The sequence below is a fragment of the Streptomyces goshikiensis genome, assembly GCF_014650555.1.
Taxonomy (GTDB): domain Bacteria; phylum Actinomycetota; class Actinomycetes; order Streptomycetales; family Streptomycetaceae; genus Streptomyces; species Streptomyces goshikiensis.
In genome coordinates this window covers 128,116-154,954 of sequence record NZ_BMVE01000014.1, presented here as the reverse complement: position 1 = coordinate 154,954, position 26,839 = coordinate 128,116, and the positions used below count along the sequence as shown (strand labels likewise).

Here is a 26,839-nt window from a genome sequence, read left to right as displayed (position 1 = left end):
AATTCGGTGGCGATGACGGCCCGGGTATTGCCGCTGGCTGTGGCCAGGTAGAGCGCCTGCTGCAGGAACACGCGTGCGTCGTCGTGGTCGCTCAGGGCCATCAGGCCGATGCCGGTCCACCGGGCCAGGACCCGTGCCTCGGCGTCGTCCGTGCCGTCGGGGATCGCCCGGAGCTCCTCGGGGGATCAGCGCGGCGAGCTTCGCCTTGAGGCCCTCGGGCGAGTTGTTCAGCTTGTTCTCGAACGCCGCAGATCTGTCATGCAGGCCGGCCTCCTCGGCGAGCGGGCTGGTGCGCAGCCACACGCAGTAGTTGTCGATGTTCTGGTACTCGCCAACCGCGAAGCTGCATGCTGGTGTGGGGTCCGGTCGATGGGCGGCCCCTTGATCGTCGTTCCGGAGTCGTCGGTGAACGCCTGGGGTGGATGCACGGAGGACGGTTCCGTCCTCGGTGATGCCGACGGCCGCGATGACTACGACCGCGCCTGCGGGGTGGGGGCTGGGCCGGTGCGATCGCGGTCGGCGTGGCCGCAGCCACCGCGCTCGACCTGACCGACGAGCCGGCCAAACGGGCTTCCCTTCCGAAGGAGTCACTGCTCGTGCGGTGGCTGGCTGCAGATTCCGAGGCCGAGCTGTTCACGACGGCCGAAGCGGTCCTGGCCGACCCCGACACGGCTTGGGAGGACGGTGGACTGTGGGTCACCGATGGCTCGGCGGTGTTGATGGATTCGGCCGAAGCAGGCGCCGATCTGGGAGCGGACTATCCAGACGGGGGCCAGCCGGACCAGGCTCCAGTGCAGCTCCCGGCAGGCCGGTAGAGGGTGCGTGCGGTTCATAAGAGCGGCGAGTTCCCATGGGTCGGCTTCGTGCAGCTCATCGCCGAGGACGCTCGCCTCTGACGCTCGGCACTCCTGCCACTCCGACTTCGACGGCAATCGGTCAGAGTTCGATGGCGCAGGACAAGAGCGAGGGTGGAGAGCGGAGCTTCCGTGGCGCGGAAGTCGCATACTCGTCGCGGCCGCGCGTCTGGGCATGTTGAGTACGAAGGACTGCGGGCCCTGAGTACACGCGCGGACGCGGACCGGCGCCGGAGCCGCTTGGCTGCGCTCATGCACGAGACAACGCCCTCCCTGGTCACCGCCCCCGCCACCGAAGCCCGCGCGACGGATGTGGTGCTGCGGTGGGTCACGGTCTTGACGGTGGTAGCCCTGATTCCGGTGGCGTTCGTCTTCGGGGCCTTCGCCGGGATGGCCGCGGAGGTCCACCCTCAGACCGTGGCGGTTGTCACGGTCGGCTGGTTCGGGTCCTGGACGGCCACGCCTCTGCTCGTGGTGGCCTTCTGGCTGTTCCGGAGTCACCCAGCCCTGGCCAGGGCGGGCCGCTGGGCGGGACGGGTCGCGACGGTCCCGCCGACGGTCACGATCCTGCTGGCCCTTGGCCTGTAGACGACGACCTGGCATCGGGCCGGCATCGGCGCCCGTCCGGTCGTCGCCGAATCACGGCATGGGCGCCGGCCTGGCTCACCTCCGCCGAACGAAGCGCCCCCGCCACAGCAGCCGACGCCGGTCCGCTGGCCCGGTGCGTGGCAGGTCGTGCGAGGTGGGTGGGCGGTGCGGCCGCCATTCCCGCGCAGGGGCTCGCGGGCCTTGGGATTTACTGGCGTACCGCGCGCCCACCGACCTCTCCCGCCCGGGCCGAGGGCGGGGGCCTTCGCCGCTGCTGCGGCGGACGCCTCCGCTCTCGGACTGGCGGTCTGCCGGTCAGGCCGTCCGCTGGGAGGCCGAGGAGGTGCTGGTAGATCGTCTGGGTGATGACGTCGAGGGCCTTGGCCACTCCTGTGACGGTTGCGCCGCGCTCGGCGAGGAGCTCCCGGGCGTGGCCGATCTCGTCCGGGCCCAGCAGGCTTCGCCGCTGCAGCGTGGGAGCGCCGGGCGCCTCCGGGTCGTAGTCGAAGGCGATCGAGTCGTCGTACGGCAGGCCGGTGGACATGCATTGCTGCCGGAGGAGCTGTCCGGCCGCTCACCAGGCGTCTTCACGCCGGTGCTCGCCGTGTACGCTCGCAGGCGGACCCGGAGAATCTGGCCACCGCGACGTGCAAACCGGACAAAGCCGGGAAACGCGGCTCACCGGGGAGGACCGGTGCCTACGCTGCGCGTCATGACTCTCCAGGAAGCCACTCCACCGCCGGGCCCGAGAACTCCGACCCCGCCCAGCCGACCGCCGGGGCTGGGCATGTCGGGCAGGAACCTTCTCGCCCCGCCGGGCGCCTGACGGTGGAGGCCGGGCGCATCAGGTGGTCACAGCTGCCCGACGAAGTGGTGCAGGCCGTCGGGCAGCAGCTCGCCGCGCCCTACACGGCGACCGACGCCCAGAACGCGGCGGCCTCCGGCGCCGCCGCGCTGCTGACCCTGCCCGACGCTCGGCTGGTCTTTGTGAAGGGGCAGCGCGAGCGCGGCCCCGTACGCACAGTCTCCGAGGCTGAAGCTGCGGCGTCGTGGTGGGGACCCAACTGGTCGCCCGTCGATGAACTGGACCTCGAAGAGGCCGTCAACCCGTACCTGCCGGCCAGTGCCCCCCGTGTCCTGTGGCGTCTGGACACTCACGGCTGGCACCTCTTGGCGTTCGAGGGCCTGCCGGGGCGCGATGCCGAGTACACGCCCGGCTCACCTGACCTCGCGCTCGTCACCAACGCCCTGGCCGAACTGGCGGCGGTTCCCGCGCCGGACATCCGGCTACCCACCGCCTGGGACCGCTGGGGCTACTACTGCACCGTCGACGCCCAGGAGTACCTCACCGGGACGACCCTTCTGCACACCGATCCCGCCTCCACCAACGTCTTGGTGAGCGACGGGCGCGCCCACCTCGTGGACTGGTCCTGGCCTGCGGTCGGCCCGCCCTGGGTCGACCCGGCCCTGTGCGGCATGCGGCTCGTGTCCACCGGCGGCCACACCCCCGAGCAGGCGTGGGACTGGGCCACCCGGGTACCCGGGTGGGACGACATCGACCCAAAGCGCGTGGCTGCCTTCATCCGGGCCGAAGCGCGGCGCTGGCACGACCTCGCCGCCGAGCAGGTTCCCACCGCCGCCGCGATCGCTGAAGCCGCCAGCGCCTGGGCCGACGCCATCGCCTCCCGCGCCTGAGAGCCTCACCCCAACTACTCCGTGTTATGACATTTGACAATGAGTGGCTGGTCCGAGACTTGATCGCTCGGACGAAACGGGCGGTCGAATCCGTCGCCCGCCTCGCGGTAGACAGTCAGATTCGAACTGGGCCCACTGGCACGCCCGGCGAGGTCCAGCGCGACGAGAGCGTCGACAAGGTCTGCAAGAGGCTGAGCAAGGCGTGGGAACAGGCCGCAGTGGCCCAGGGGCAAGCTCGACGCACTCGTCACCGTGACGGCGAACCTCCACGCCGAGAACCTCACCTGAAGAGGCGGCTCGGCCGCGGCCTCGGTATCGGCATCGAGCGGCTGTGCGCCGCCTCCGCCGGACTGCGCGACATCACCCCGTTCCTCCAGTCCCCCCAGTTCTGACACCCGGAACCCGCCGCGGAGGCACGATGGACCTTGCGATCACCCCGCTGCCCTGTGGCTTCGGCGCCCGCGTCGAAACCGACTTCGCCCGCACGACCGATGCCGCCGCGGCGGCGTACGCGCTCACCGAGGCACTGCACCGCCACCGCGTGCTGGTCCTGCCGGGCCAGCACCTCAACCATGCAGACCTGCTCGCCGTCGCATCCCTGGTCGGCACCTTCGACACCGCCACCGACCGGCGCTACACCGTCCCCGGCCTCACCGTCGTCTCCAACATCCACCAAGGCGGCACGCCGATCGGCATCTACGACGGTGACCAGGAGGAGGAATGGCACGCCGACAACTCTTTCAAGCCCGAACTGACCGCCGCCACTCTGCTGTACTCGGTCATCACCGTCGGCGAGGGCGGTGAGACCCGCTCCGCCGACGCCACCCGAGCCTACGACGACCTGCCCTCCGGCCTACCGGCCCGCGTGGACGACCTGAGCGCCGTCCACAGCGTCCAGCACCTCGCCACCCGGCAGGCCGACGCCGCCGACGGCCGCTCCTCCACCCAGGCCGGCACCCTCGCACACCTGCCCGAGGTCACCCACCCGCTAGGGCCTGTTGCGAAAGTGCTGGTCACAGCCATTCGTTGATGGCTGCGACCAGCACGGTCGCTTCGTAGCGGACGGCGAGTTTGTCGTACCTGGTGGCGACGGCACGGTGGCGCTTGAGGCGGTTGATCCCGCACTCAACCGCGTGCCGCTGCTTGTAGTCCTCCCGGTCGAACACCGGTGGCCGCCCGCCGCGTGAACCGCGGCCCAGCCGGTTGCGGACCCGGTCCGCAGGCACGGGGATCGTGGCCTTGATTCCGCGTCTGCGCAGGTAGGAGCGGTTGGCGCGGGAGTCGTAGGCCTTGTCGGCCCGTACCCGGTCCGGCCGCTTGCGCGGCCTGCCGAGGCCGAGCCGGGGCACCCGGATCGCATCCAGCACGGGCTCGAACTGCGGCGAGTCACCTCGCTGCCCGGCCGTGATCACGACGGACAGGGGCTTTTGGCCCTGCTCGACGGCGAGGTGGATCTTGCTGGTCAGGCCGCCTCGGGACCGTCCGAGGGCGTGGTCGGCCGGCTCGACGAAGACACCACCGGGCGGCTCCTTTTGGAGATCCCCCTTTTCGCCGCCCCGGCCGCGTGCTGGTGGGCTCGGCAGACGGTGGAGTCGACGTTGACCTCCCAGGTGATCAGGCCCTGGGCGTCGGCCTCGGCCTGGAGCCGGGTGAGGATCCGGGCCCAGGTTCCGTCCCGCTGCCAGCGCCGGAACAGGTCGTAGACCCGGTCCCACGGCCCGTAGCGTTCGGGCACGTCACGCCACGGAGCACCGGTCCGGGTCCGCCACCGTATGCCGTCTATCAGCTGGCGTCGCGTCCACACCTGCGGCCGGCCCGGCTTGATGCCCTGCGGCAGCAAAGGCTCAAGCCGGGCCCACTGGCCGTTCGTCAGATCTCCTCGTCCCACGAGACGTGATCATGAACGAACAAGATCCACTTTCGCAACGGACCCTAGCCCCCGTCCACCCCGCCACCGGCGCCCGCTCCCTGCTGCTCGGCCCCATGGTGATCAGAGGCATCACCACGCTCGCCGAACAGGAGAGCCGTGCGCTGCTGAAGAAGCTGCTGGCTCACACGACCAGCGTGCCGTACGTCTACACCCACCGCTGGGAGCAGGGCGACCTGGTCGTGTGGGACAACCTCGCCACACTCCACAGCGCCTCCCCCTGCGACAGCTCCCGCCACCGTCGCCTGCTGTACCGCGCCGCCGTCCGATAGCCGAGCCCCCGCGTTCACACCGGCGGATGACCCGCGCCGAGAACACGAGGGGCGCCCGTAGCCGGCCCTAGGGTGTGCCCATGACCGCGAAGGTTCCCCTGAAAGAGATCGCTCTCAACGCCGAGCGCATCGCCCGCATCGGCTGCGAAGTCCACGCCGTGTGCCCCGAGTTCGAGGCCGACGACTTCGTGGCGTCGGTGATGGCGGACCTTCCCCGACTGGAGCTGAGCGCCCGGATCGCCCGAACCAGCCAGGGCCTGCACGACCACCTCCCGGTCACCGGGCCCGACGCGCTCGACATCCTGCTGCGCTCGCTGCCGCCGACGCCTGCGGCCGCCGGGGTGAGCAACGACTTCGGGCTGCACCTCTACAGCCCCCACTCCGACTACGTCTCCCGGTACCTGCGCACCGCGGAGCACCTGGAGCGGTCACTTGCTGCGCTCGCCCGCATGACGGGGCACTTCTCCTCCGAGCTCCCGGTGCGGCACTTTCTCGCCGAGTTCCCTGACGAGACGATGAAGGCCGTCGACGCGTGGAGTCGCGACGAGGACTTCCGGGTACGCCGGCTGGCGAGCGAGGCCACCCGACCCCTGCTTCCCTGGGCCCCACGAGTCGCGCTCCCCGCCGACGCGGGCCTGCCCTTCCTCGAAACCCTCTACGACGATCCGCACCTCTACGTCCGGACTTCCGTGGCCAACCACCTGGGGGACATCGCCGCGACCCGGCCCGACCTCGTGCTGGCCACCCTCCAGCGGTGGAAGACCTCGGGCCGGGTCACCGGCGAGCGGTTCGCCTTCCTCGCCCGCAACGCCCTGAGCAACCGGCTGAAGGAGGGCTGGTCTCCGGCCTACGCCCTCCTCGGCTATGCCCACGACGCACCCATCGCCCTCACCCCGCTCGTCCTGGAACGCACCGAACTCCGCGACGGCGACACCCTGGAATTCTCCGCCGTTCTCACCGCCACCGCGACCGCCCCCGTCCACGTAATGATCGTGATCGTCACCACGGGGCCGAGCGACCGGCCGCGGGAGAAGGTGGCCTTCGTGCGCCGCGCCACCGCCGAGCCGGGCCAGGAGCTGCGGCTCGCCAAGTCGTACCCGCTGCGCTCGACCGCACGCTGGAAGGTCGCCCCCGGCTCCTACTCCCTCGCCCTCCAGGTCAACGGCCGCCGCTTCCCGGCGGTCGCCTTCACCTTCCTCGACACCTGACTCGCGCTCCCGCCCTTCCAGCCCCGACCACGCGTCTTAGGCCGCCGCCGTCGCGCCCGCGGCCGGTCCGTGCTGTCCGCAACCCCCTCGAAGGAGGAACCGATCATGATTGATGGTTGGAGCCCGATCTCGTCGACCGCCCAGTACAGCGGCGTCCGGGTGGTGTGCCGCGACAGCGTCCGGCGCAGCGACCAGAGCGAGGTGACCTACGAGTACGTCGACTCCGCCGAAGGCGTGCGCGTCGTAGCCCGCGCGCCCCCTCCCGGCGCACCCCGCATATGTCGAGTTCGGGTAGGTGCGGCCAGGTCCGCGAAGGATGAGCCAGCCCACTACCACCTGGACACCGGCTATGCCTTCGCGACGGCCGCAGCGGAGGTTGGACGCATCCAGGAGTCCGAGGTGACGGGGGCCGCCTGGTACCCGTTGGAGCAGGCAGAGCGCCAGGCCGGGCCCGGACGACCAGCTCGGGGTCGATTCCGGTCTCCTCGGAGAGCTTTCGCAGGGCGGCTCCGAGCAGCGTGGTATCGGCCGCTTCGAGATGCCCACCTGGCTGCAAAGTGATCCCGTACGCGCGGTGTTCGATCAGCAAGACCTCGCCGCCGTCCCGTACCAGCAGGGCTCCGGCGGTCACGTGCATCGGGAAGGTTCGGCGGCAGGCGAGCCCTTGACCTTCGGTCAGGAGACGCAGCGACTCCGTCAGCTGACCGGCGTCCTGAGGGAAGCGCTCCAGGTACGCGGCGAGCACGCCCGCGATGTCGGAAGCAGTGATCGCCACAGCTGCTCACCCCCATGTCGCCACGAAGGGGGATTCCGCCGAGACCGGCCGTTCGAAGGCGGCCAACGGGCACGTGCACAGTCTGCTCCACAGAGGTCCGTGGAGTACGAGAAGCCTCGAACTCTACAAGCCCGCCCAGCCCGATCGGCCCCAACCCGCCCGCGCCCTTGCGACGCCTGAAACCCTCGGCGATTCGGCCAACCGCCCATAGTGACACAGGCGTTGCAGGGCACGGGTCGGTGTAGCTCCCACGATCCAAGAGGCGCTTCATTCCGGGGTTTCATGGCCGACCGAAACACATGTGTTCGAAAAATCATCGGCTGTCGTTGAGCTTGCGACAGCATCCGAACGGCAATCCAGGGGGACCCGATGACCACATCCGGACTGCACGGCAAACCGGCCGACACACCGCCCCCGCCGCCGCCGGCGGAAATCACCTACAGCGGGCAGTACTCCGTCAATCCGCTCGCTGAGGTCTCCTTCCGGAAGATGTGCGCCACGCTCCCTTCCGTCCTGGCCCGGATCGGCCGCCTGTCGTGGCGGACCGACCGGCAGGCCGTCCGGCTCCTGATCGGGTGCCAGGTCATCACGGGCGTATCCGCCGCGGTGCTGCTGGCCGCCACCGCCCGCGCGATGGGGCCCGTACTCGGCGCTGGAAGCGCCAGGGACCGTCTTCACGGGGCGCTGCCCGCGCTGCTCGTGGTCGCGCTCGCCGCCACGATGAACCGTGTCTCGGGGGCCGTGGCCACCTACGCCGAGCGGCGTATCACTCCCCGGCTGACCTCGGAGACGGACAGTGCCCTGGTCGAGGCGGTCTGCCGGGTCGAGGCCGCCGCTTATGCCGGGGACGGCTTCTCCGACCGTCAGGAAGCGGCCGAGATGGGGGTGGTCCGCACCCACGTGATGGTCACCGACGCCCAGCGCTTCATGTCCTCCCTGATCCGCCTGGTCACCGCCGGCAGCGTCCTGTCCCTGCTGAACGTGATGATGCTGCCTCTGTTGCTCCTCGCCGTGCTCCCGGCCGGTATCGGCGCCGTCCTGACCGCCCGCGTCGACTACGAGATCCACTACTCCAACATCTCCGACAGGAACGTGCGCGGAATGATGCGCTGGTGGGCCACGGCCTCCCAGTACGGCGACGAGGTCCGCGCGAACTCGATGACCGACTACCTCGTCTACTGGTACCGGGCCCTGTCCGACCGGTGCGACCGCAGGAACCTGGCCGCCGCGCCCCGGACCCTGAGGATCTCCCTGCTTTCCGCGCTGGCCGGCGGCGTGTTCCTCCTGGCGACCTGGGGTGCGCTCGCCTGGCTTGCCGTGACCGGCAGGATCGAACCCGCGATCGCTGCCACGGCCGTCATCGCCGTCCAGACCGCACTCGCCGCCCTCTCCCAGGTCGTCATCAACGGCGCCGCGATCTTCCACACCAGCCTCTACCTCAGCGACATGCAGTCCTTCCTCGACGAAGCCGCCGCCCGTACACCCCAGCGCGGACCGCACGAGATCACCGGCCCGGTCGAGGAAATCCGGCTCGAAGAGGTCGTCTACCAGTACCCAGGCAAGGACCGCCCCGCGGTGGACGGCGTCTCCCTCACCCTGGAGCGCGGGCAGATCCTCGCAGTCGTCGGAGCGAACGGCTCGGGGAAGTCGACCCTGTTGCGACTGCTCACGGGGATCTACCTGAGCGACAAAGGCCGGGTCACCTGGAATGGGAGCGACCTTGCCGCCACCGACCCGGTCAGCGTCTGGCGCCGCACCGGCCTGGTCCCGCAGGACTTCGCCAGGTGGCCGCTGCGGGTGCGTGAGAACATCACCCTCGGCCAGCCCCGCACCCACGACGACGGCCCCGTGTGGGAGGCCATCGACGCGGTCGGCCTGCGCGAAGCCATCGAAGAACTGCCCAACGGCCTGGACAGCCTCCAGGCCCGCGACATCTGGGGAGGTGTCGAGTTCTCCGGCGGCCAGTGGCAGCGCGAGGCATGCGCCCGCGCCCTGTACCGCCAGCCCGAGCTGCTGATCCTGGACGAGCCGACCTCCCAGATGGACCCTCGCGGTGAGCACCTGATCTTCGAACAGATCAAAGCGATCGCCGCCGACCGGATCACCATCATGGTCACCCACCGCCTGGAGAACACGAAGATCGCGGACCACATCGTCGTGATGGAAGACGGCCGCATCTCTGAGCAGGGCCGCTTTGACGATCTTGTCCACGGCGGTGGGACCTTCGCGGAGCTCCTCGCGCTCTCCGAGGACCGCTGACCACCTCGCCTGCCCCTGCGGCCCGCGCGCGAAGCGGCGGGCCGCACCTCACCGAGGGAGAAGCCCGTGCCTGATTTCCACAACGCGGCCGAGGTGCTCGGCCGGCGTGCACTCGCCTCGTCCATGGAGGGAAGCGCAGCGTGAAGCAGACGCCGGAGACTCTGCCCGCGTTGCTGCTGCGCTGGGCTGAGGAACGGATCGGGGCCGTCGCGGCGGTACGTGACGCCTCGCACGACTGGGACCGCTCCCGGGTGTGGGAGCTGGAGGGAATCGGCGGGGTCTCCTGGTACCTGAAGGTCTCGCCCAGCGAGAAGTTCTACATGCGGGAGAGCCGGGCGTACCGTCATGTCGTTCCTGTCCTGGGGCACAGCCGGGCACCGCAGCTCGTCGACAGCCAGGCCCGGGACCTGGTCATGCTGCTCACCGCGGTCCCCGGCGCCCCGGCGAAGGAGCTCGGCCTGGACACCGTCGAGTGGCGGGCGGTGCACCAGCAGGCAGGAGTGCTGTGTGCCCGGCTTCACGAGGCCGGGGAACTCGGCCGCTCCGATCGGGTCGAGGCCGAAGCCTCCCCGGACGCCGCTGCAGACGGAGCAGAGAGGTATCTCGCTCGCGCCGGGGGCCGGCTGACCGAGGACGAGCGGCAGCTGATCCGGGACCACGCTGCCCGGCTTCGCCGCGTCGGCCCCGTTCCCGTCGGCTACATCCATGGCGACAACCAGCCCAGGAACTGGATGGTGTCCGAGGGCGTGCTCGCGCCCATCGATTTCGAGCGGGCCAGGCCGGCGGCCCGTGTGCAGGACTTCGTCATCCTCACAGCCACCCAGTGGGCCGACCATCCGGACCGCGAGAAGGCGTTCTTCCGGGGCTACGGGCGGTCTCTCACCGACGCCGAGCGTCAAGCCCTGCGCTGTCTGACCGCGCTGGACGCGGTCAACTGCATGGCCTGGGGTCCGGACAACGGAGACGAGCTCGTCACGGCCCGGGGCCGGCGGACCCTGGACCGCCTCATGAGGGAGGAACGGCCGTGAGCGCCGTACACCGAAGTATCGGCAACGTCATGGTCCTGCTCCAGCGCCCCGGCGACGGCTGGGTCCTGACCGTGCGGCACCGGGAGACGTCGTGGCACTCCCCCGGGATGCTGACCGTGGTCGGGGGTCGCCTGGAGGAAGGCGAGTTCCTTGACGAGGGTGCGGCGCGCGAGCTCGCCGAGGAAGTCGGCATCCGCCTCGCCCCGGACCGGCTGCGGTTTTGCCAGCTGACCCACTTCCACGCGGCGGACGGTGAACGGGTGATCGGCGCCGTCTTCACGGTGCGGGAGTGGGAGGGCACCCCGTACAACCGCGAGCCGCAGACGCACAGCAAACTCGTGTGGGTGGATCCTGCTGCGCCGCCGCCCGACTGCCATCCGTTCACGCACCAGGTCCTGACCCATTTCGCCACCGGCCAGCTCTACGCGAACGTCATCGCCCCACAGCTGCCGGGTGGTGAGACCGGGTGACGACCTCCACCCAGCCGGCCAAGGTCCGGAAGCGCGTCTCCCCGGACCTGCGGCGTCTCGTCGGCAGCGAGTGCGCGAGCCTGACAGGCTCGGCGGTCAGCACCGTCGCCCTCCCCACCCTGGCCGTGCTCGATCTCGATGCCTCCACCACCCAGATCGCGCTGCTCGCCTTCCTTGGCCAGCTTCCGAACGCCATCGTGGCGCTCCCGGCCGGCGCGTTCTCGGACCGGCATGCCAAGCGCCCTCTGATGATCACCGCGGACCTCGCCGCTGCCACAGTCCTCGCGACGATTCCGGCCGCGGCCTTCGCCGGGGTGCTCGGCGTTGGCCAGCTCTACGCGGTGGCCGTCGTACTCGGCATCGCCAAGATCGTGCACAGTTCGGCGTCCATCAGCTATCTGCCTGTCCTCGTCGAGGCTGACCTGCTGCAGCACGCGAACTCGCGGCTGGGCGCCGCTTCGTCGGTGGCAGACAGCGCGGGCAGCAACGTGGGCGCCGCGCTGGTCGGCGCCGTCGGCGCCGCCCGCTCGATCCTCGCCGACGTCCTGTCCTACCTCGTCTCCGCGTTTCTCGTGTGGCGCATCCGCACGCCCGAGCCGGCCGCCGCACCGGCCGGGGGCCGCCGCAGCCTCGCGCGGGACATCGGTGAGGGCCTGCGCTACGTGGCCGGGCAGCCCACCATCCGTACGGTGATCGCTGCCCTGTCCACGCTGAGCTTCGGCCTCGCGATCATGAACACGTACTGGGCGTACTACCTGCTGACCAGCTTGCTCATGTCCCCGAGCTCGTTCGGCGTGATGATGGGGGTGGGTGGGGCCGGCAGTCTGGCCGGGGCGCTCCTCGCCCCGCGCGTCGCCTACCGTATCGGCATCGGACCGACGATCATCATTGGCTTCGCTGTCAGCCCGCTAACCCAGATCCCCCTGCTGCTGGCCGGACCCGGCCTCATCTGGCAGATCGTCCTCGCAGCGGCGCTGGCAGCGCAGTTGTTCTGGGCGACGGCCTCCGGGACGAGCCAGAGGTCCCTGAGGCAGACCTTGTGCGAGCCACGCTTCCAGGGCCGCATGCAGGCCGCGAGCACCACACTGACCGCCGGAGTCCGACCCGTCGCGGCGGCGGTCGCCGGCGCTCTGGTTCTCCTCCTGGGCGTACGCGGCACCCTCGCCGTCGGCGCGGTCCTCCAGACCGTCCCCGTGGTCCTCCTCATCCTTTCCCCCGTCCGCGCGCTGCGGGAGATGCCTTCCCCGCTCGCGCGGACCGCCGTGCCGCCCGCCCGTGAAGGAGCATCGTGACGACGATCGTGAATGCCGACTACTGGGAGGCGCTGTGGTCCGGGGGCCGCCGGTACCGGCACCTCGACGGTGCCGAGGCACGCCTGATGGACGAGCGCCTCGGCGCCGGCCGCGGGCGTCCGGCCCTCGACGTCGGCTTCGGTGACGGCTCCCTGGCCCGCCACCTTCACCACGAGCGTGGATACCGCACCACCGGCATCGACATCTCCCCCACAGCCGTAGACCTCGCCGCGTCCCATGACGCACGGCCCGGCTCAGAGCCGGCATGGCGGTGCGCCGATATCACCACCGGCGACCTCACGGCCCTGCCGGATCCCGCGTACGCGGTCATCACCTGCCGTCTGGTTTACCGGTGGATGGACGACAAGGGGGCCTTCCTCAGCCGCGTCCGCCACCTCCTCGCGCCCGGAGGGATCTTCTGGGTAGTCACCGAAATCGCAGGCCGCCGCGAGGACACCGACCCCCTCCACAGCCTCGGGATCAGCCCCGCCGAGACCGAGCTCCTCACCTCCGGCTGGTTCAGCGTCCAGACCGCCGACCTCGACGTGCTCCGCTGCTTCGCCCTGCGCCCCTGACCCCCGCCCCGCTTGCTGAAGGAGGACGTGTTGACCACCGAGAGGGACACCGTCGCAATGTGGAACACCTACGGGAGACACCAAATGGCCCGCGGGATCGAGCCGCCCGAACTGGAGCAGTGGAACTGGGGAATCGAGGGCGCCGGGCCCGGAATCGAGGTCCTCGGCGAGGTATCGGGACTGCGGGTCCTCGACCTCGGCAGCGGTCTGGGACGGCATGCCGCCCGACTGGCCGCCGCGGGCGCCGACGTCACCGCCGTGGACGCCTCCCCCACGCAGCACGAGCGTGCTCTGGCCCGATACCCGCAGACTCCGGGCCTGCGCCTGGTGTGCGCGGACGCCGTGGACCACCTGCGGGACTCAGATCCGTACGACCTGATCTACTCCGTCTGCTCGGTCCCGTACCTGGACCCGGCCCGGCTCCTGCCCGCCCTCACGAACGCTCTTCGGCCCGGCGGGCGCCTGCTCTTCTCCGCGCTGCACACGAACTCCGCCGGGGTCGGCCCCGCTACCCAGGTAGCTGCTCGGCCCGAGATCCTGCGGCTGCCCGGCACCATCGAGGACCATCGTGTGAACATGTGGACGCTGACTCCGCAGCTGTGGGAGGACCTCCTCGGCGAGCGCGGCCTCATCATGGAGTCGGTCACCGCGATCGACTCCCCGCAGCCGGACAGCCCTGTCTCCTACCGGCTCTACTCTGCCCGTCGCCCCGAGCGGGTACCGAGCCGCCCACGCAGCAGCGCTCCACCGGCACCGACGGCCGCGCTGGGCGTCGGCGTGATCGTCCCCAGCCCGAAGGGCGTCCTGCTTGGGCTGCACCGCCGCGGAGCCTGGGAGCTCGCCGGCGGAACTGTGGAGCCAGGCGAGAGCCTTGCCGAGGCCGCTGTCCGTGAACTCCACGAGGAGGCCGGGATCGTGGCCGACCCCGATGCCGTGCAGGTGCTCGGCACACTCCTGGACCGGGTGGGCGACGTCGTCCGGATCACGGTCCCCGTCCTCGTCACCCGCTGGACGGGCACCCCCCACCAGCGTGAGGAAGCCCTGGGGTCCTGGAGGTTCTGGCCCGCCGACGCACTGCCCCAGCCGCTCTTCGTGCCGAGCGCCCAGTGCCTGACGGCCTGGGACCCTGCCCTCCCCCTCGACCACCCGCCCGCCCGCTTCCAGCCCTACGAACGGCCCCGCCAGCCCTAACCCGACCGCGCCACACGGGCCCGCGTGAGCCTGGGGCCTTCGGGACCCGCAAGACCACCCTCACCACCTTGGGAGTGCCATGCCCTCATACACGCTCCACACCGGTTCACCGCGTCACCGTGCTTCGCCAGACAGGCAGGTCGCCCGCCGAGCAGCCTTCGCCCTCCAGCCCGTAAGGCGGCCCCAGACGAAGGAGTCGGCATGATCGATGGCTGGACCACGGTCTCGTCGACCGTCCAATACACGGGAGCCCACGTGGTGGTGCGCCAGGACTCCGTCCGGCGCACCGACCAGAGCATGGGGACGTACGAGTACACCGACTCAGCCGACGGCGTTCGCGTCGTGGCCCTCGACGTCCGGGGCCGGGTCGCCCTCGTCGAGGAGAACGTCTACGTCTGCGGACAGCGGCTGCTGATGTGCCCCGGCGGCGGATGCCAGCCCGGCGAAGATCCCCTGTCGGCCGCACGGCGAGAACTCGCTGAGGAAGCCGGGATCCGCGCCTCCGAGGTCGAGCCGCTGACGATGATGTGGCGGATGCCTGCCGGCGCGCGTACCCGCGAGCACCTGTACCTCGCCCGGGGCCTGAGCATCGGCGAGCACCACCGGGATCCGAGCGAGGCCGACATGGAGCTGCGCTGGGTCACCTTGGACGAAGCGGTGGCGATGTGCGGCGACGGCCGGATCACCGAGGCCGGCACCCTCGCAGCGATCTTGCTGACCGCACAGCGCACCACCGCCGGGTCCGCTGCCCCGCCCGCCGCAGCCCCCGGCAAGGGCCCGGCAGCCAGCCCGTAACCGCCAACCACCCCGTCCCCGCACACCGACTCTGGAGACACCCGTGGCACCACCAAAGCCCTCCCTCCTCGCAGTCTTCGCACACCCCGACGACGAAGCGCTCCTCGCCGGCGGCGTCCTCGCACAGCACGCCGCCGCAGGCGCGGCGACCGCCGTGGTCACCGCCACCTGGGCCGCCGACACGTACCGAGCCGCCGAACTCGCCGATGCCCTCGCGATCCTGGGGGCCGGGAAACCCCGGATGCTCGGCTACGCCGACGCCCGCGTTCCCGAGTCCGCGCCCGGCCGGACCCGCCTGTGCGAAGCACCCCTCGATGAGGTGGTCGGGCAGATCGTCGGCCACATCCGTGAGCTGCGGCCGGACATCGTGATCACCCACGACCAGTTCGGCCAGCTGACCGGCCACCTAGACCACCTGCACACCCACCGCGTCACCCAGCTCGCCGTTCACGCCGCCGGTCTCCCCCACCTCTACCCCGAGGCAAGCGAACCCTGGACTCCAAGTGCCCTGTACCTGGCAACGCACCCGCAGTCGGGCGTCAGCGACCTCGGCCCGCTTCTCGCGCGCGTCGGCAAGACGGTCCGGAGTCTCCCCGACGACCAGGTCACCGCGAGCGTCAACGTGGGACCCGTGGCGGCGACGAAGTGGAGGGCCATCCTCGCGCACCGGAGCCAAGTCGAAGGCCGCCGTGCCCTGCCCGCCCTGCTGTCCGGCCTCACGGAAGACGCCCGGCACCGGATTCTGGCCACAGAGTGGTACACCCGCCTGGACACAGGCCCCGTACCCGGCCCCGTCCGGGACAGCCTCACCCCGAACGTGCCGGAACCGGCCGCCCTGTGGGGCACGATCGGCCGGCTCGGCGACCTGTTCACCGGCCTGGACACCGCGCGCGGACTGGCCCTGGAGCAGCAGTGGACGCTCCAGGTCCTGAAACTCACGGAGGAGGTCGGCGAGTCCGCGCAGGCCGTCATCGGCGCCTTGGGCGCGAACCCGCGGAAAGAGCGGGGCACCTGGTCGGACGTTCAGGAAGAGGTCGCCGATACCGCGATCACGAGCCTGGTCACCCTGCACCGGATGCTCGGCGACCAGGCATCGAGCTTCCTGACCGACATGCTCGCCCGGAAGTCCGCGAACTTCCTCCCCCCGGCCGGCACCAGAGAGGGCCGGTGAGCGGCGTCATACCCGGAGGGGGCTTCCCAGGTGGCCCGTCACAGCGGCCGACCTGTTTCGGCTGCCCACGGCGACCGAGCCTCGCTGGCTCGGTCGCCGACCCCGGAGGCGATTTTCACCGGGTATGGGGCTTTGTGAGGGGGTCAGGCAGGCTCGTCGAGGGGTAGGCCGAGCGCGCGGAGGTGGTTGGCGAAGGCGGTGGCGTCGGTGAATCGGTGCGCCTGGAGGCCTGCTTCGCGGGCGCCGAGGACGAACGTGGGTTCGTCGTCGAAGTAGGCGAGCCGTCCGGTGGGAATGCCCATGCGCCGGGCAGCGAGTCGGTAGGCGGGAAGGGCGGGCTTGTCGACGCGCAGGAGGGCGGAGGGAAACACGTGGTCGAAGCGGATGCCGTGGTGGTCGAGGTCCGCGGTCAGCGCGTCGGTGCAATTCGACAGGACTCCCACGGGCATGTGGCGCCGGATCTGGTTCAGCAGTCCGATCATGACCGTGTCGGGGCGGCCCCGGTCCTCACGCCAGGGGCCGAGCGCGGCACGGACGGTGGGGCCGTGGTCGGCGGCCAGGCGGTCGGCGACGTCGTCGGCCCATTGCTGATCGGTGAGCAGGCCGACGCGGGCCGCGCGGTAGGTGGGGTGGTCGTAGGCGTAGTGGGCGATGGTGCCCGGGGGCAGACCGGCGAGTGCCTCGCTTTCGCGGGCGCCGGTGTTGTCCCAGTGGCGGAACAGTCCGTTCATGTCGACGAGCAGGCCGTCGATGCGCATGGTGCTCCTTCGGGGTGAGTGTGGCCCGCGGTTACGGGTGGGCGGCGGCGGTGTAGAGGTCGCGGTAGTGGTCGGCCGTGCGGGCCCAGCTGTACGTGGTCTCGATGTGAGCGCGTGCGTTGGTACTGCGGCGGCGGCGCTCTTCGTGGTTGCGCAGGGCGACGGCGAGGGTGGTGGCGAGGTCGTCGGGGTCGTCGGGGTGGACGAGCCAGCCGGTGGCGGCCGGGCCAGCGGCGATAATGGTGCGGGAGGGGCCGCCGGTCACGGTGGCGATGGGCGGGGTGCCGCAGGCCATGGCTTCGAGGTAGACCATGCCGAAGGGTTCGTCGACCGCCGGGGCGACCATGAGATCGGCGCAGTTCAGCCCGGCGGGGAGTTCGTCGTGGCCACGCCAACCGACGAAGAACACGTCTTCGCTGATGCCGAGGTCCGCGGCGAGGGTGGCGGGGTGGGTGCCTTCGTACTCGCCGGGGTAGCCGCCCCACATGAGGAGGACCGGCGGGGTCTCCAGGTGGGCACGGGCGGCGGCGAATGCCTCCAGGAGCACAGGGACGCGTTTGAAGTCCAGGTACCGGCCGACCCACAGCAGCAAAGGGCGTAGGCGCCCATGGCGGTCGGTCAGCCGCAGCAGGTCGGTGTCCGTATAGCGGATGCTGCCTGCCGCCTGGCCCGGGGCCCATCCGCGCGGGTCGGTGACGAGCCAGTGGCGCAGGAGCTTGAGCCGCTGCGCCTGGTCGAGGTACTGAGGACGGAAGGCGCGAGTGTCCACGCCGTTGGGGATGACCGGTGGCGGGGTGTCCAGGTGGAGAAGTCGGCCGGCGAGGTCGCGGTCGTGCTCGGAGACGACGCCGATGAGTCCCGCGTGGGCGGCGGCCTGGTGCAGTCGGTCGACCCAGTGATCGCAGTGGGCCCACTTCTGCCACGCGGTGGCGGTCAGGAGGGTCATGTCGGCGTCGTCGAGTGAGGCTGCCCTGGCCAGGCGCACGGCTTCGGACACCCTGCCCGGGTTGTCGCCGTGCAGGAGCCGGGCGAGGTCCACCGGTGAGGCTCGCACCCGCTGGGCGAGGCCGAGGCGCTCCTTCATCATCGCCAGGTGCTTGAGCTCGGTGCCGTGGAGGGTGGTGACTCGGGGCAGGCCGGGGTATGCCGCGTGCGCGGCTGTCTGGAGGTGGCTGAGGTGGTGCAGGTGCAGCAGGGTCGCGTCGGGGCTGCGGTGGGCTGTCAGGTGTCGGGTCCAGGCCTGGGTGAGCCGGTCGGCGCCGGCGGGTGCCACGGCGCTGTAGAGGGGGTCGGGGCAGTGGCCTCGGTCCTCGTATGAGGGGTGGAAGGGCCAGGTGCCGGCCTGGGGGTTCTCGCCTCGGCGGAACGCGGCCATGGCCGCGTTGTGGTCGTAGGCGTGCAGGTCGAGGCCCTCGTAGAACGTCGGGCCGTGGGAGGGGTCGCCGGGCATGCCAAGTGATCCGGCGTGCAGGCGGGTGGTGACTCCTCGGGTCTGCAGTTCGCGCAGCAGGTAGCGGACGACCTGTGCGCTGCCCCCGCGAGGCCAGAACTGGATGGCGGTGTCGAGGACGGTGGGGCTCGGGCTCGGTGACACGGATTGCTCCCTTCGAGCCGCTCGCGGTGGGCGGCGGCCCGAAGAGAGCGGCGGATCAGGTGGCGGTCGGGGTGTGGTCGTCGAGTTCGCGGGCGAGCTTGCGCAGGATGGGCCCGTACTCGGGGTGGGCGAGGGCGGTGGCCATCTGGGCCACGAGGTAGTCGGCGGGATTGCCGGTGTCGTACCAGCGCCCGGAGATGACCTGGCCGTAGACGGCCCGGTGGGCGGCGTATGCGTTGATGGCGTCGGTCAGGTAGACCTCGCCCTGGCGGTGCTCGTACCAGCGGCGGGTCTGCTCACGCAGCTCGTCAATGATGGCCGGGGTGACGACGTAGCCGCCGATCGCCGCGTAGGAGGACGGGGCGTCGGCCGGTTTGGGCTTCTCGACCAGGCCGGTGATGCGCATCAGCCCATCCCCGAGGTCTTCCTTGACGACCGGCACGCCGTAGCGCTGGGAGTGGGCCGGCTCCATTGGCATCAAGGCCAGGACCGGGCAGTTGGTGGTCTCGTAGGCGCGGATGAGCTGCTGGGCGCGGGGGACTTCGGCGACGAAAACATCGTCGGGCCAGAGCACGAGGACGGGCTCGTCGCCGAAGGCGCGGGCTGCATTGAGCACGGGGGTGCCGTTGCCGTACGGGCCGCTCTGGTCGAGGTAGGTGATGTGGCCCTCGCGGGTCAGCTCACCGACTTCCTCCACCGCGTCCGCGTATGCCTGCTTGCCGTCGGCACGCAGCTGCTCGACCAGGGCCGGGTTGGGGCGGAAATGGTCCTGGATGAGGGACTTCCCGCCGGACACGACGATGGTGATGTCCGTGATCCCGGAAGCGACAAGCTCCCGGACGGTGTGCTCGATCACGGGCCGGTCCCCGACCGGCAGCATTTCCTTGGGTGTCGCCTTGGTCAGAGGGAGGAGACGCGAGCCAAGTCCGGCGGCGGGGATCACGGCCCTGCGGATCGTCGGGGGCATCAAAGTCGCTCTTTCGGTCGGGGCGCGGCCGCTCCGGTCGGCGGGCCGCGCCCCGACGCTACCAACCGCTTCGGCCGGTCGTGGTCCGCCAGTCAAGGCGTTGCACGGGCAGCCTCAGGAGCAGAGGAAGGAGCCGGTGTATTTCGTCACGGAGAAGTGGCCGTGGGCGTCGATCACCTCGACGACCTGTGCGCGGACCAGGCGGCGCAACTCCTGGAAGAAGGCCTCGTCCAGGCGCTCGTCGGGCTCGGAGGAGGCGCAGCAGTGGTTGTGTCCGACCTCGTAGAAGCGCATGAAGGGGTCGGGGTCGCTGAAGCGGAGCTGGTCCTGCCAGGTGACCGTCTTCACACGGTCGAAGTACTTCTGCAGCTGGGGTGCGCCGTTCTCCAGGGAGAGACGGCCCTTGGGTGTGGCCTTGAACAGGTGGGTGGGGGCGTTCATGGCCTTGAGGGCGTTGAAGTGGACCTGGTACATCTCCAGCATGCTGTCGGGGCGGTCGGTGGTGAGCTGGAAGAGCCCGCCCGGGCGCAGGACGCGGCGGACCTCGGTGAAGCACCGGTCGAGGTCGGGCACGTAGTGGATCATGTAGTTGGCCATGACGCGGTCGAAGGTGTCGTCGCCGAGCATGGACAGATCGTCCGCACTCCCCTCGATCCAGGTGCACGGGGTGGAGGTGCCGTGCATCCGGGCGCGAGCAGCGTCCAGGACGGCCGGGGCGTTGTCGAGGCCGGTGATGGTGCCGTCGGCAAGGTGGGGGCGCAGGTGTTCCAGGACGAAGGCGTTGCCGCAGCCGAGGTCGAGGAGGTCCTCGGTGCCGGCGAGGGCCAGGTTGTTGATCATGTAGCCGACCATGGAGGTCGGGTTGGTACGGAAGCGATTGTGTACGTCCTGCTTGACGTCCAGCATCCGGGTGTCATTGAAGAAGCGCTCTCGGGCTGTGTCTGCGGAGAACACGAAGTGCTGTTCGGGGATGATCTCCTTCGCGAGGGCGTCCAGGGCGGGGGTGCGGAAGTCGGTCTGGTCCATGGCTGGTCTCTCCTTGGGGGCTATGGCTGGTCAGCTGAGGGTTGAGGTGTCGGCCACTTGGTGCCGACGTACTTGTGGGGCAGCAGGCCGGCAAGCGGCGTCAGTCCGGATGTGGCGCCGGGCAGAACGACGGCGAGGCGCGGGGCGTGGTCGAGAAGGAGCTCGCGGCACAGTCCGCACGGCGGTACGACCCTGGCGAGCGGCGGTTCGGTGGGCTTGGGGTAGCGGACCGCCGCGACAGCGATCAGCTCGGCGTCGGTGACCAGGCGGGCCGCCGAGACGGCGCCGGCTTCCGCGCAGACGGCGGCGCGTCCCACCATGGCGTCCAGGTGCAGGCCGAGGTGGACGCGTCCGTCGGCGTCCAGGACCGCTGCCGCGATCTGGTGGCGATCTTGGACATAGCGCCCACGGATCGCCCGGAAGGCGGCCGTCACCAGATCCTTGGCGACCCGGTCCGCACAGGTGTGTGCCGGATCGGGCACAACCCGGCCGCTCACGCCGTCACCTGGGCAGCCGCGTCCTGGTGGATCCGGGACGGCTGCGGGCCACGGCTGCCCTGGTACTTGCCGTCGTACAGGACGATGTCGCCCTGCACCCCCCAGAACGTGACCTGCGCCAGACGATCCCCCGCGTACACCCGCACGGGTTCGACGGCCCGTAGCTGGAACGTGCACTGGCCGACGGACCCGATGTCGATCAGATCGGCGGTCACATGAACGAACACCCCGAGCCGGGCCGCACCCGACCGGGCCCGGATGATCGGCACGTAGTGGTTACTGCCGATCTCCTCGACACTGGACCCGAGGTAGATGCGGTCGGGGCGTAGCACGAACCCCTCGGCGGGGATCTCGATCTCGCGGTGCGGATTCTCCGCGCGGGTATCGAGCACGTCCCCCGTGTAGTAGGCCAGAGTCGGCCCGAGGGTCAGGTCGTAGGAGTTTGGCTGCACCCGGTCGCCGCTGAACGGCTGCAGCGTGAGGCGGCCTCGTGCCTGCTCAAAAGCGATGTCGGGTCCGGTCAGAATCACGATGCCGCTCCTCGAAGCAGGGGTGATGTGGTGAGGGGGGCCAACAGGCCGGGCGGGGGTATGGTCGCCTCGTCGATGCGCCCGAAGCGGCCCGTGTAGGGGTGGCGGCCCTCGGTGGCCGTCCAGAAGGAAATCTGACCGGCGAGCATCCCCGGGTACACGCGGATCTTCTCGACGGCCTCGATCTCCAGAGTCCACCGGTGGCAGGCACCCAACTGGCCCAGGTCGGCACTGATCTGCAGAAACAGGCCGAGCCGGCCCAGCGAGGACCGGCCGATCAAAGACGGCACGAAACTGTCGCTGCCGATCGTCTCCACCGTCGTGCCCAGGTACACCAGGCCGGGATGCAGCACCAGGCCACCGTCGGGGATCGGGACCTCGTCGAGTTCGTGCCCCCCGCGGGTATCCGCCTCCCTCGCACGATGTGTACGAAGCACCGGTCCGAGCCGATAGTTGTAGGAGACCGGATTCAGCTGCCGCGGGGCGAAAGGCTCGATCGTCAGGGCGCCCAACTCACGCTGCCGCACGATCTCCGGGCCGGTCAGGATCACCGCAGTACCTGACCGGCCAGCAGAGCCGCCTCACCCCGAAGGTCTTCCAGGCTCCCCGCATTCCGCACACGACGCCAGGCATCCACCAAGGGCTGGGCCTCAGTGGGGTGCTGCTCGTCACCGGCCGTGAGATCACCGCGCCCCGCCTTGCGGAGCGCCCGGACCTCGGCCGGGGCGCTGATCTCCACCAAGCGGAACCCCAGGGCAGTGACCGCGTCCACGTCGGGCCCACGAAGGTCGTCGCAGACCAGCAGCGCCTCGGGTCTGGTGCGCTCCAGCTCTTGCACCCTCGCCGCGAACACATCCGTCAGAGACCGCGGGTTGATACGCCGCATCTCCGTCCCCAGGAAATTCAGCAGGCGCCCGTCCTGGCGGGTCGGATCGACAAGCGGTACGCCGGCCATCTCGTAGACGATCAACTGGAGCTGGTACAGCGGCGCGGCCACCTTCACGGTCGCCACCTCCCCGCCGGCCTTCACGAGTTCGTCGGCGAGGAGTGAGGCGAAGGTGCTCTTGCCCGCACCGGGCTTGCCGTACAGAGCGATCTTCGACACGGATGTCCCCCTTCCTGAATGGCAGGTAAGTAGCCGTCGGCCGGCAGGAGAACCCCAACCGGCTGCTTGGAGGTCGAGTCTCGGCCCCTCACCCTCGGGGTGCCAGAGCTCGCCGGGAGTCCCGCGGGAGTCCCGCGTGCGAATCCCTCCCCGGCGCACGTCCCCGACTGCTTGACTGAAGGGGTGAGCGAGTCCACACACCCTCTGACCTACCAGCGTGACCTCAGAGGCCTGACCCGGGTCGACCTCGCGGACCTCATCCGCGCAGCCGCTCGACGTCGTGGCCTGCGATCGGGCGTCGACAAGCAGCGGATCCGCAAGTGGGAAGTCCTTGGCGTCATGCCTGACGCCGCCAATCAGATCTACATCGCCGAGGCACTGGACCTTCCGATCGAGCTGGTCGAGCCGGGCACCTGGCCCCACTGGCTTCCCCTCAGCGACGGCGGGGTCGTCCCCTTCGGGTCTTCCAGCTCCGTCACCGCCCTGAGAGAGGCACTCAAAACTGCCATGGACCCACAACGTCGAGCCGTTCTCGCACTCTCAGGAAGTGCACTCACCGCCCTGGCAGGCTCTTGGGCCGGCGGAGCCCAGCCAGCCACCCTCGTCACCCACCTGTCCGACGGCACGCTGGTGGGCGACGACACCGTCACCATGCTCGAAGACTCAGTCCGCCGGCTCAACGCGCTGGCCACCGACCAACGCCAGCATTTCGCCGCCTTGATGGACGCCCACCTCACGACTGTCACCAACCTGATCGGGCACGGCCGCTACGACCGCACCACCGGCTTACGGCTCCACCTCCTCGCCTCGACACTCGCGCAGACGGTTGCCTGGCACCGCTTCGACCACGGCCGGCATACCGCCGCCGGCCAGCTGTGGATCGCGGCCCTCCACAGCGCCCATGCCACCAACGACACTGACCTCGGCGCCGCCATGCTCGGTGACCTCGCCTACCAGGCAGCCTGGCGCCGGGACCACGCCATAGCGGCAAGCCTCCTCCAACACGCCCTCGTCCGAACCGAGCACCCGGCGGCACGCTCCCTCCTCCACCTCCGTCTCGCCCGCACCCTCGCCGCGCAAGGTGAGAAGCGCGCCGCGCTACGGGCCCTCACCGCCGCCGAGCACCACCTCGGCGTGTCCTCCGGTATACCCCGACCCACCTGGTGCGCGTGGATGTCCGAAGCAGACCTCGCCGTCGACTCCGGCCAAGCGCTCCTGGACCTCGGAGACGCGTCCCGCGCACTCCACCTCATCACCCAAGGCCAGGCGCTCCTGCCGACCTCGCGCGAGAAGACCAAGGGTGTCTTCCTCGCCTACCAGGCAGCCAGCCACCTCCGGCTCCGCGAACCCGAACTCGCAGCCCAGGCCGCTGGCCAAGCCCTACAACTGGCCCGGCGTATCGACGCCCCTCGCTGCGAGCGCCTCGTACAAGACCTCCTCCCGAGCTTCACCCCGTACGAGGCCACACCTGGTGTTCCAGAGCTCCAGGAGGCCGCGGCGCGGCGACCGACGGAATAGCAGAGTGCCCCCGGTAGCCAGCCCACCAGGCCAGTAACACGCCAGCTTCGCCCCACACCCTCGCGCGCGACCTCGGCATCACCAGCGACGTCTCTTTCGCCGACTGGCGCCCCCACGATGACCTCATCGACGGCCTGCGCTGCTCCACCCCCCTCACCGACCCCTCCATCGACGAACCCTTCGGCCTGATCCACCTCGAAGCGATGGCCTCAGGCACCCCCGTCGTCGCCTCCGCCAGCGGCGGCCCCTCGGCTACGTCATCACCAGCGGCCCCACGCGCCGTAGCTCGGGTTGTAGCAGGGGTCCCGCCCCCTCCCCGGTTCTCAGTCTGAGTCGGGACCACTTGATCGGTTCGTACGGGGACGAAGGTAGGCAAGCTCCCCGATCGGCCTGACTTGTCAGTGGTCGCGGGTATCCGCCTCAAGGGCGAGCGTCGGGAGGGGCAGTGGCGGAGGAGCGAGGCAGCGTGAACGCGTCAGCGGCACGAACGTACAACGAGATCATCAACGACGATCGGGCACCGGAGCAAGACAAGCGGCGGGCGAAGGCCGACTCGCTGCTTGGACACATGGCCGCCCTGCTCTTCCAGCGCGGACACCTCCAGCTGGTGCAGCAGCTCCGGCAGGTCCGCGCAGCAGGGATCGAATATGACCCGCAGGACCAGACCCTGGACCTCTGGTTGGACTTCGACCCTGCGGATTTCGCAGGCCTGTCCGAGAGCGCTCAGGATGATCTCCGAGAAGTCTTTGAACGGGTGTCCCGCCGGCTGGCCTATGGCATCGACTGGATCGGGTTTCGCGAGACGATGCCGAACGTCGGGCCCGACTGGCGGGAGCAGCTGGACGGCATGTTGAACGGCAACCAGCCGACGAACCAGGCTCGGCGGGCCATGCCGGAGACGCCCAAGTTCCTTGAGGACTGCCTGGCCTTCACGAACGCCGGGGAGATGCGGGTATACCGGGCCTTGAAGCACTTGCAGGAGAAGGAGCTGCCTCCCGAGGAGACCATCTCCATCTTTCCTCTGCCCTTCGGAAGGGTCCCCGGTCGTACGTGCGAGCCCGACGTCGTCGTCGCCTACAAGGGCCGAGCTGGCGTGTTGGAGATCGACAGCCCGCACCACCGAGTGCGCCGGGCCGTGGACACATCCCGCGACCACCTGTTCAGGGACGCAGGGTTCGCCTTCGTGGACCGCATCACGGTTGAGGCGGTGGACGACCCGGAAGAGCTGATGGCTTCGCTCAAGCGTTTCCTGCGACGACTTCGCGAATCTGGTTGATCAGCCGCCACAGTAAGGGGAGGAGAAGGATGCCTACAGCAGCGGAGCGCCAGTTCCATCTGGACATAGTGGCTGGCGCTCAGCGCCTCAAACGAGAGATCGGCTACAACCCGGTGCGTTTTACGCAAATGCTCGGGGGAGACTGGAGGCGTCGCGACGGCCAAGCAGCTGCTGCAAGGGCGGTACGCCTCGGACGGGTTCACGACTCTGTGGAGCGCTCGCCGACTGGATGTGAGTGTTGAGGCGTTTGTTCTCTTGCCACGGTACGAGAACCTGTTCACCGATGCGGAACGGGACACGGCGAGGCGACGTCTGGAGGCGCACAAGTTTGATGTGGCTCGGTATCTCCGCGACTGTGTGAGCGCCCCTCCGTCTTGAGTACCGGAGACGCTCTAGGTGAAGGTTGGGAGCCCAGAGGGGCGCCGACGGATGGCATCAATCGGGGAGCGGATCACGCACCTCCCGCACATCCCGGCGCAGAAAGCCCTCATACAGCCCCTCCATAACGCGCCTCGCGTGCTGCGGCTCCGGAACTCCCACGCCGCCCCCGGGCCAGGGAGTGGTGCGCATCATCCGGATCGCGAGCTCGGCCCGTCGCTGCCCCAGGGACCGGACTTCGGGGTCACCGGCCTGAATCATGGCCTGCATCCCCGCCTGAGCTCGCCCGGCGCGGGTGCGGTGAAGCTGGGCCGGCGACAGCACCAGGCAGGTCTTCCGGGGCGCGTACGGGGGATCGGCGAAGAGGCCGACGTGGCCGGAATGCGTGATCATGAATACCCCGCTCGGGTCCGGTACCCGAGCCGCCAGGGCCAGCCACCCCTGATCCAGCAGCCAGGCCTCGTACGCCGGATACCGGTCCTCCGAGCTGAAGTGCTTCGCCGAGAGCTTCCAGAAGTCTTCCTCCGCCTCCATAGCCGCCTGATGCAGGGTGCGGTGGACGTCCGCGTGCATCTCTGCGGGAATCGCGATGCAGGCAACTCCGCCTCTGCGGTCACGGCTCCGCAAGCACACCATGCCGAAGTCCATACGGATCTCCAGCACGTCAGACACGACCACGTCGCAGGCGGGGCGCTGCTTCTTCCTCTTTGCCATAGCGAGTGAGTATCAGCCCCCGGCGAGCAAGGCGCGGCGATCCGGCCACGATCACCCTCACGGGGCCGCACAGCAGCTCTGGCTGGAGTTACGGGTTTCCGGTCAGAGCAGCTCCAGCACCTCGGCGCCGCGTGTGCAGACGCCGGCCAGGAAGGTACTGCGGGCGTCCGTGCGGCCGAGGGGGTATCCGGCTTCCCATGGGTGCCACCCATCGCCTTCGTGGCACGCCCACGCCGCCTCTGTGAAGGTGTAGCGCACCTCGCGGCTCCATCTCCATGGCGTCTCGGTACCCCTGGAGTTCATGACGTCCTCGACCTAGCCGGTCGAGGACGTCCGGGTCTGGCTGGCGGGGCGGGCCGTGCGGGTGGTCCGCCCG

The 26,839-nt window shown here is 70.0% G+C and carries 28 protein-coding genes and 2 pseudogenes; 18 read left to right on the top strand and 12 right to left on the bottom strand.

The genetic code is table 11. From position 1 onward, the window contains the following. Positions 1 to 108 precede the first annotated feature (108 nt). From IE248_RS38470 to IE248_RS30950, 3 genes are all read left to right on the top strand, one after another. Positions 109 to 549, top strand: a complete 441-nt coding sequence (locus IE248_RS38470; RefSeq protein ID WP_308438195.1) for an Imm21 family immunity protein — start codon at positions 109 to 111, stop codon at positions 547 to 549. Then, the gene (locus IE248_RS38465) at positions 522 to 815 is read left to right on the top strand and encodes an Imm21 family immunity protein (RefSeq protein WP_308438194.1); all 294 of its coding nucleotides are present in this window, start codon (positions 522 to 524) and stop codon (positions 813 to 815) included. The genes IE248_RS38470 and IE248_RS38465 overlap by 28 nt, the downstream gene beginning before the upstream one ends. A gap of 291 nt (positions 816 to 1,106) precedes the next feature. Continuing rightward, positions 1,107 to 1,442 (top strand): hypothetical protein, encoded by a 336-nt coding sequence (locus IE248_RS30950; RefSeq protein WP_229895645.1) that lies wholly within the window; start codon positions 1,107 to 1,109, stop codon positions 1,440 to 1,442. 208 nt (positions 1,443 to 1,650) lie between these two features. Here the strand turns inward: IE248_RS30950 and IE248_RS30945 are convergent, their stop codons facing one another. Continuing rightward, positions 1,651 to 1,986 (bottom strand): helix-turn-helix domain-containing protein, encoded by a 336-nt coding sequence (locus IE248_RS30945; RefSeq protein ID WP_073799248.1) that lies wholly within the window; start codon positions 1,984 to 1,986, stop codon positions 1,651 to 1,653. Between the two features lie 329 nt (positions 1,987 to 2,315). Here IE248_RS30945 and IE248_RS30940 point away from each other — a divergent pair, with 329 nt between their 5' ends. Continuing rightward, a complete protein-coding gene (locus IE248_RS30940; RefSeq protein WP_373301675.1) occupies positions 2,316 to 3,137 on the top strand; it encodes a protein kinase family protein in 822 nt (273 codons plus the stop codon). A gap of 418 nt (positions 3,138 to 3,555) precedes the next feature. Further along, positions 3,556 to 4,167 carry a TauD/TfdA dioxygenase family protein gene (locus IE248_RS30935; protein ID WP_229895643.1) on the top strand — a complete coding sequence of 204 codons (612 nt, stop codon included), beginning with the start codon at positions 3,556 to 3,558 and terminating at the stop codon, positions 4,165 to 4,167. Here the strand turns inward: IE248_RS30935 and IE248_RS30930 are convergent. After that, positions 4,151 to 5,025 (bottom strand): IS5 family transposase gene (locus tag IE248_RS30930; RefSeq protein ID WP_373301668.1). Its coding sequence is split into 2 segments (ribosomal slippage): positions 4,151 to 4,638 and positions 4,638 to 5,025, totalling 876 coding nucleotides; the frame shifts between segments, so codons are not numbered across the junction. The genes IE248_RS30935 and IE248_RS30930 overlap by 17 nt on opposite strands. An 11-nt stretch (positions 5,026 to 5,036) precedes the next feature. On the opposite strand from IE248_RS30930, the gene IE248_RS30925 reads away from it, so the two are divergent. Then, a complete protein-coding gene (locus IE248_RS30925) occupies positions 5,037 to 5,336 on the top strand; it encodes a TauD/TfdA dioxygenase family protein (RefSeq protein ID WP_229895641.1) in 300 nt (99 codons plus the stop codon). Between the two features lie 80 nt (positions 5,337 to 5,416). Next, positions 5,417 to 6,544, top strand: coding sequence for a YhaZ family DNA alkylation repair protein (locus IE248_RS30920; protein ID WP_073799245.1), 1,128 nt, complete (start codon positions 5,417 to 5,419; stop codon positions 6,542 to 6,544). A 103-nt stretch (positions 6,545 to 6,647) separates the two neighbouring features. Here the strand turns inward: IE248_RS30920 and IE248_RS38460 are convergent, their stop codons facing one another. After that, positions 6,648 to 7,181, bottom strand: coding sequence for an NUDIX domain-containing protein (locus IE248_RS38460; RefSeq protein ID WP_308438197.1), 534 nt, complete (start codon positions 7,179 to 7,181; stop codon positions 6,648 to 6,650). A gap of 507 nt (positions 7,182 to 7,688) precedes the next feature. On the opposite strand from IE248_RS38460, the gene IE248_RS30910 reads away from it, so the two are divergent. The 8 genes and pseudogenes from IE248_RS30910 to IE248_RS30875 all read left to right on the top strand — a co-directional run. Next, positions 7,689 to 9,578, top strand: a complete 1,890-nt coding sequence (locus tag IE248_RS30910; protein ID WP_190032338.1) for an ATP-binding cassette domain-containing protein — start codon at positions 7,689 to 7,691, stop codon at positions 9,576 to 9,578. A 140-nt stretch (positions 9,579 to 9,718) separates the two neighbouring features. Continuing rightward, the gene (locus IE248_RS30905) at positions 9,719 to 10,606 is read left to right on the top strand and encodes a phosphotransferase (protein WP_073799243.1); all 888 of its coding nucleotides are present in this window, start codon (positions 9,719 to 9,721) and stop codon (positions 10,604 to 10,606) included. After that, positions 10,603 to 11,076 carry an NUDIX domain-containing protein gene (locus tag IE248_RS30900; RefSeq protein ID WP_229895640.1) on the top strand — a complete coding sequence of 158 codons (474 nt, stop codon included), beginning with the start codon at positions 10,603 to 10,605 and terminating at the stop codon, positions 11,074 to 11,076. The genes IE248_RS30905 and IE248_RS30900 overlap by 4 nt, the downstream gene beginning before the upstream one ends. Next, positions 11,073 to 12,368 (top strand): MFS transporter, encoded by a 1,296-nt coding sequence (locus tag IE248_RS30895; protein WP_190032337.1) that lies wholly within the window; start codon positions 11,073 to 11,075, stop codon positions 12,366 to 12,368. The genes IE248_RS30900 and IE248_RS30895 overlap by 4 nt, the downstream gene beginning before the upstream one ends. Further along, positions 12,365 to 12,943, top strand: a complete 579-nt coding sequence (locus tag IE248_RS30890; RefSeq protein WP_229895639.1) for a class I SAM-dependent methyltransferase — start codon at positions 12,365 to 12,367, stop codon at positions 12,941 to 12,943. The genes IE248_RS30895 and IE248_RS30890 overlap by 4 nt, the downstream gene beginning before the upstream one ends. A gap of 30 nt (positions 12,944 to 12,973) precedes the next feature. Continuing rightward, the gene (locus tag IE248_RS38455) at positions 12,974 to 14,134 is read left to right on the top strand and encodes a bifunctional class I SAM-dependent methyltransferase/NUDIX hydrolase (protein ID WP_274536182.1); all 1,161 of its coding nucleotides are present in this window, start codon (positions 12,974 to 12,976) and stop codon (positions 14,132 to 14,134) included. Between the two features lie 201 nt (positions 14,135 to 14,335). After that, positions 14,336 to 14,929, top strand: a complete 594-nt coding sequence (locus IE248_RS30880; RefSeq protein WP_079196392.1) for an NUDIX domain-containing protein — start codon at positions 14,336 to 14,338, stop codon at positions 14,927 to 14,929. 43 nt (positions 14,930 to 14,972) lie between these two features. Next, a pseudogene (locus IE248_RS30875) lies at positions 14,973 to 15,719 on the top strand (PIG-L deacetylase family protein); the annotation flags it as partial. A gap of 524 nt (positions 15,720 to 16,243) precedes the next feature. Here the strand turns inward: IE248_RS30875 and IE248_RS30865 are convergent. The 8 genes from IE248_RS30865 to IE248_RS30830 form a co-directional block, all read right to left on the bottom strand. Then, positions 16,244 to 16,858 carry an HAD family hydrolase gene (locus tag IE248_RS30865; RefSeq protein ID WP_073799239.1) on the bottom strand — a complete coding sequence of 205 codons (615 nt, stop codon included), beginning with the start codon at positions 16,856 to 16,858 and terminating at the stop codon, positions 16,244 to 16,246. 31 nt (positions 16,859 to 16,889) lie between these two features. Further along, on the bottom strand, positions 16,890 to 18,452 hold the full coding sequence (locus IE248_RS30860; RefSeq protein WP_190032335.1) for a glycosyltransferase family 4 protein: 1,563 nt from the start codon (positions 18,450 to 18,452) through the stop codon (positions 16,890 to 16,892). Between the two features lie 55 nt (positions 18,453 to 18,507). Further along, positions 18,508 to 19,419 carry a UTP--glucose-1-phosphate uridylyltransferase gene (locus tag IE248_RS30855; RefSeq protein ID WP_190032334.1) on the bottom strand — a complete coding sequence of 304 codons (912 nt, stop codon included), beginning with the start codon at positions 19,417 to 19,419 and terminating at the stop codon, positions 18,508 to 18,510. Between the two features lie 114 nt (positions 19,420 to 19,533). Continuing rightward, on the bottom strand, positions 19,534 to 20,445 hold the full coding sequence (locus IE248_RS30850) for a class I SAM-dependent methyltransferase (RefSeq protein ID WP_229895638.1): 912 nt from the start codon (positions 20,443 to 20,445) through the stop codon (positions 19,534 to 19,536). Positions 20,446 to 20,465: 20 nt separating this feature from the next. Beyond that, the gene (locus IE248_RS30845) at positions 20,466 to 20,942 is read right to left on the bottom strand and encodes a cytidine/deoxycytidylate deaminase family protein (RefSeq protein WP_143196388.1); all 477 of its coding nucleotides are present in this window, start codon (positions 20,940 to 20,942) and stop codon (positions 20,466 to 20,468) included. After that, positions 20,939 to 21,472: a dCTP deaminase gene (locus tag IE248_RS30840; protein ID WP_073799235.1), complete on the bottom strand. Its 534-nt coding sequence runs from the start codon at positions 21,470 to 21,472 to the stop codon at positions 20,939 to 20,941. Before IE248_RS30840 ends, IE248_RS30845 begins: the two co-directional genes overlap by 4 nt. Next, positions 21,469 to 22,023: a dCTP deaminase gene (locus tag IE248_RS30835; RefSeq protein ID WP_190032333.1), complete on the bottom strand. Its 555-nt coding sequence runs from the start codon at positions 22,021 to 22,023 to the stop codon at positions 21,469 to 21,471. The genes IE248_RS30840 and IE248_RS30835 overlap by 4 nt, the downstream gene beginning before the upstream one ends. Continuing rightward, positions 22,020 to 22,577, bottom strand: a complete 558-nt coding sequence (locus IE248_RS30830) for a hypothetical protein (protein WP_008736253.1) — start codon at positions 22,575 to 22,577, stop codon at positions 22,020 to 22,022. The genes IE248_RS30835 and IE248_RS30830 overlap by 4 nt, the downstream gene beginning before the upstream one ends. 183 nt (positions 22,578 to 22,760) lie before the next feature. Here IE248_RS30830 and IE248_RS30825 point away from each other — a divergent pair, with 183 nt between their 5' ends. The 3 genes and pseudogenes from IE248_RS30825 to IE248_RS30815 all read left to right on the top strand — a co-directional run bounded on the left by IE248_RS30825 (position 22,761) and on the right by IE248_RS30815 (position 25,371). Next, entirely contained in the window at positions 22,761 to 24,095 is a 1,335-nt protein-coding gene (locus tag IE248_RS30825; protein WP_229895637.1) for a helix-turn-helix domain-containing protein, read from the top strand. 65 nt (positions 24,096 to 24,160) lie between these two features. Continuing rightward, positions 24,161 to 24,427: pseudogene (locus IE248_RS30820) on the top strand (glycosyltransferase); the annotation flags it as partial. Positions 24,428 to 24,561: 134 nt separating this feature from the next. After that, entirely contained in the window at positions 24,562 to 25,371 is an 810-nt protein-coding gene (locus IE248_RS30815) for a hypothetical protein (protein WP_229895636.1), read from the top strand. Between the two features lie 435 nt (positions 25,372 to 25,806). Here IE248_RS30815 and IE248_RS30810 read toward each other — a convergent pair whose 3' ends face one another. After that, entirely contained in the window at positions 25,807 to 26,463 is a 657-nt protein-coding gene (locus tag IE248_RS30810; RefSeq protein ID WP_190032330.1) for a hypothetical protein, read from the bottom strand. Between the last annotated feature and the right edge of the window lie 376 nt (positions 26,464 to 26,839).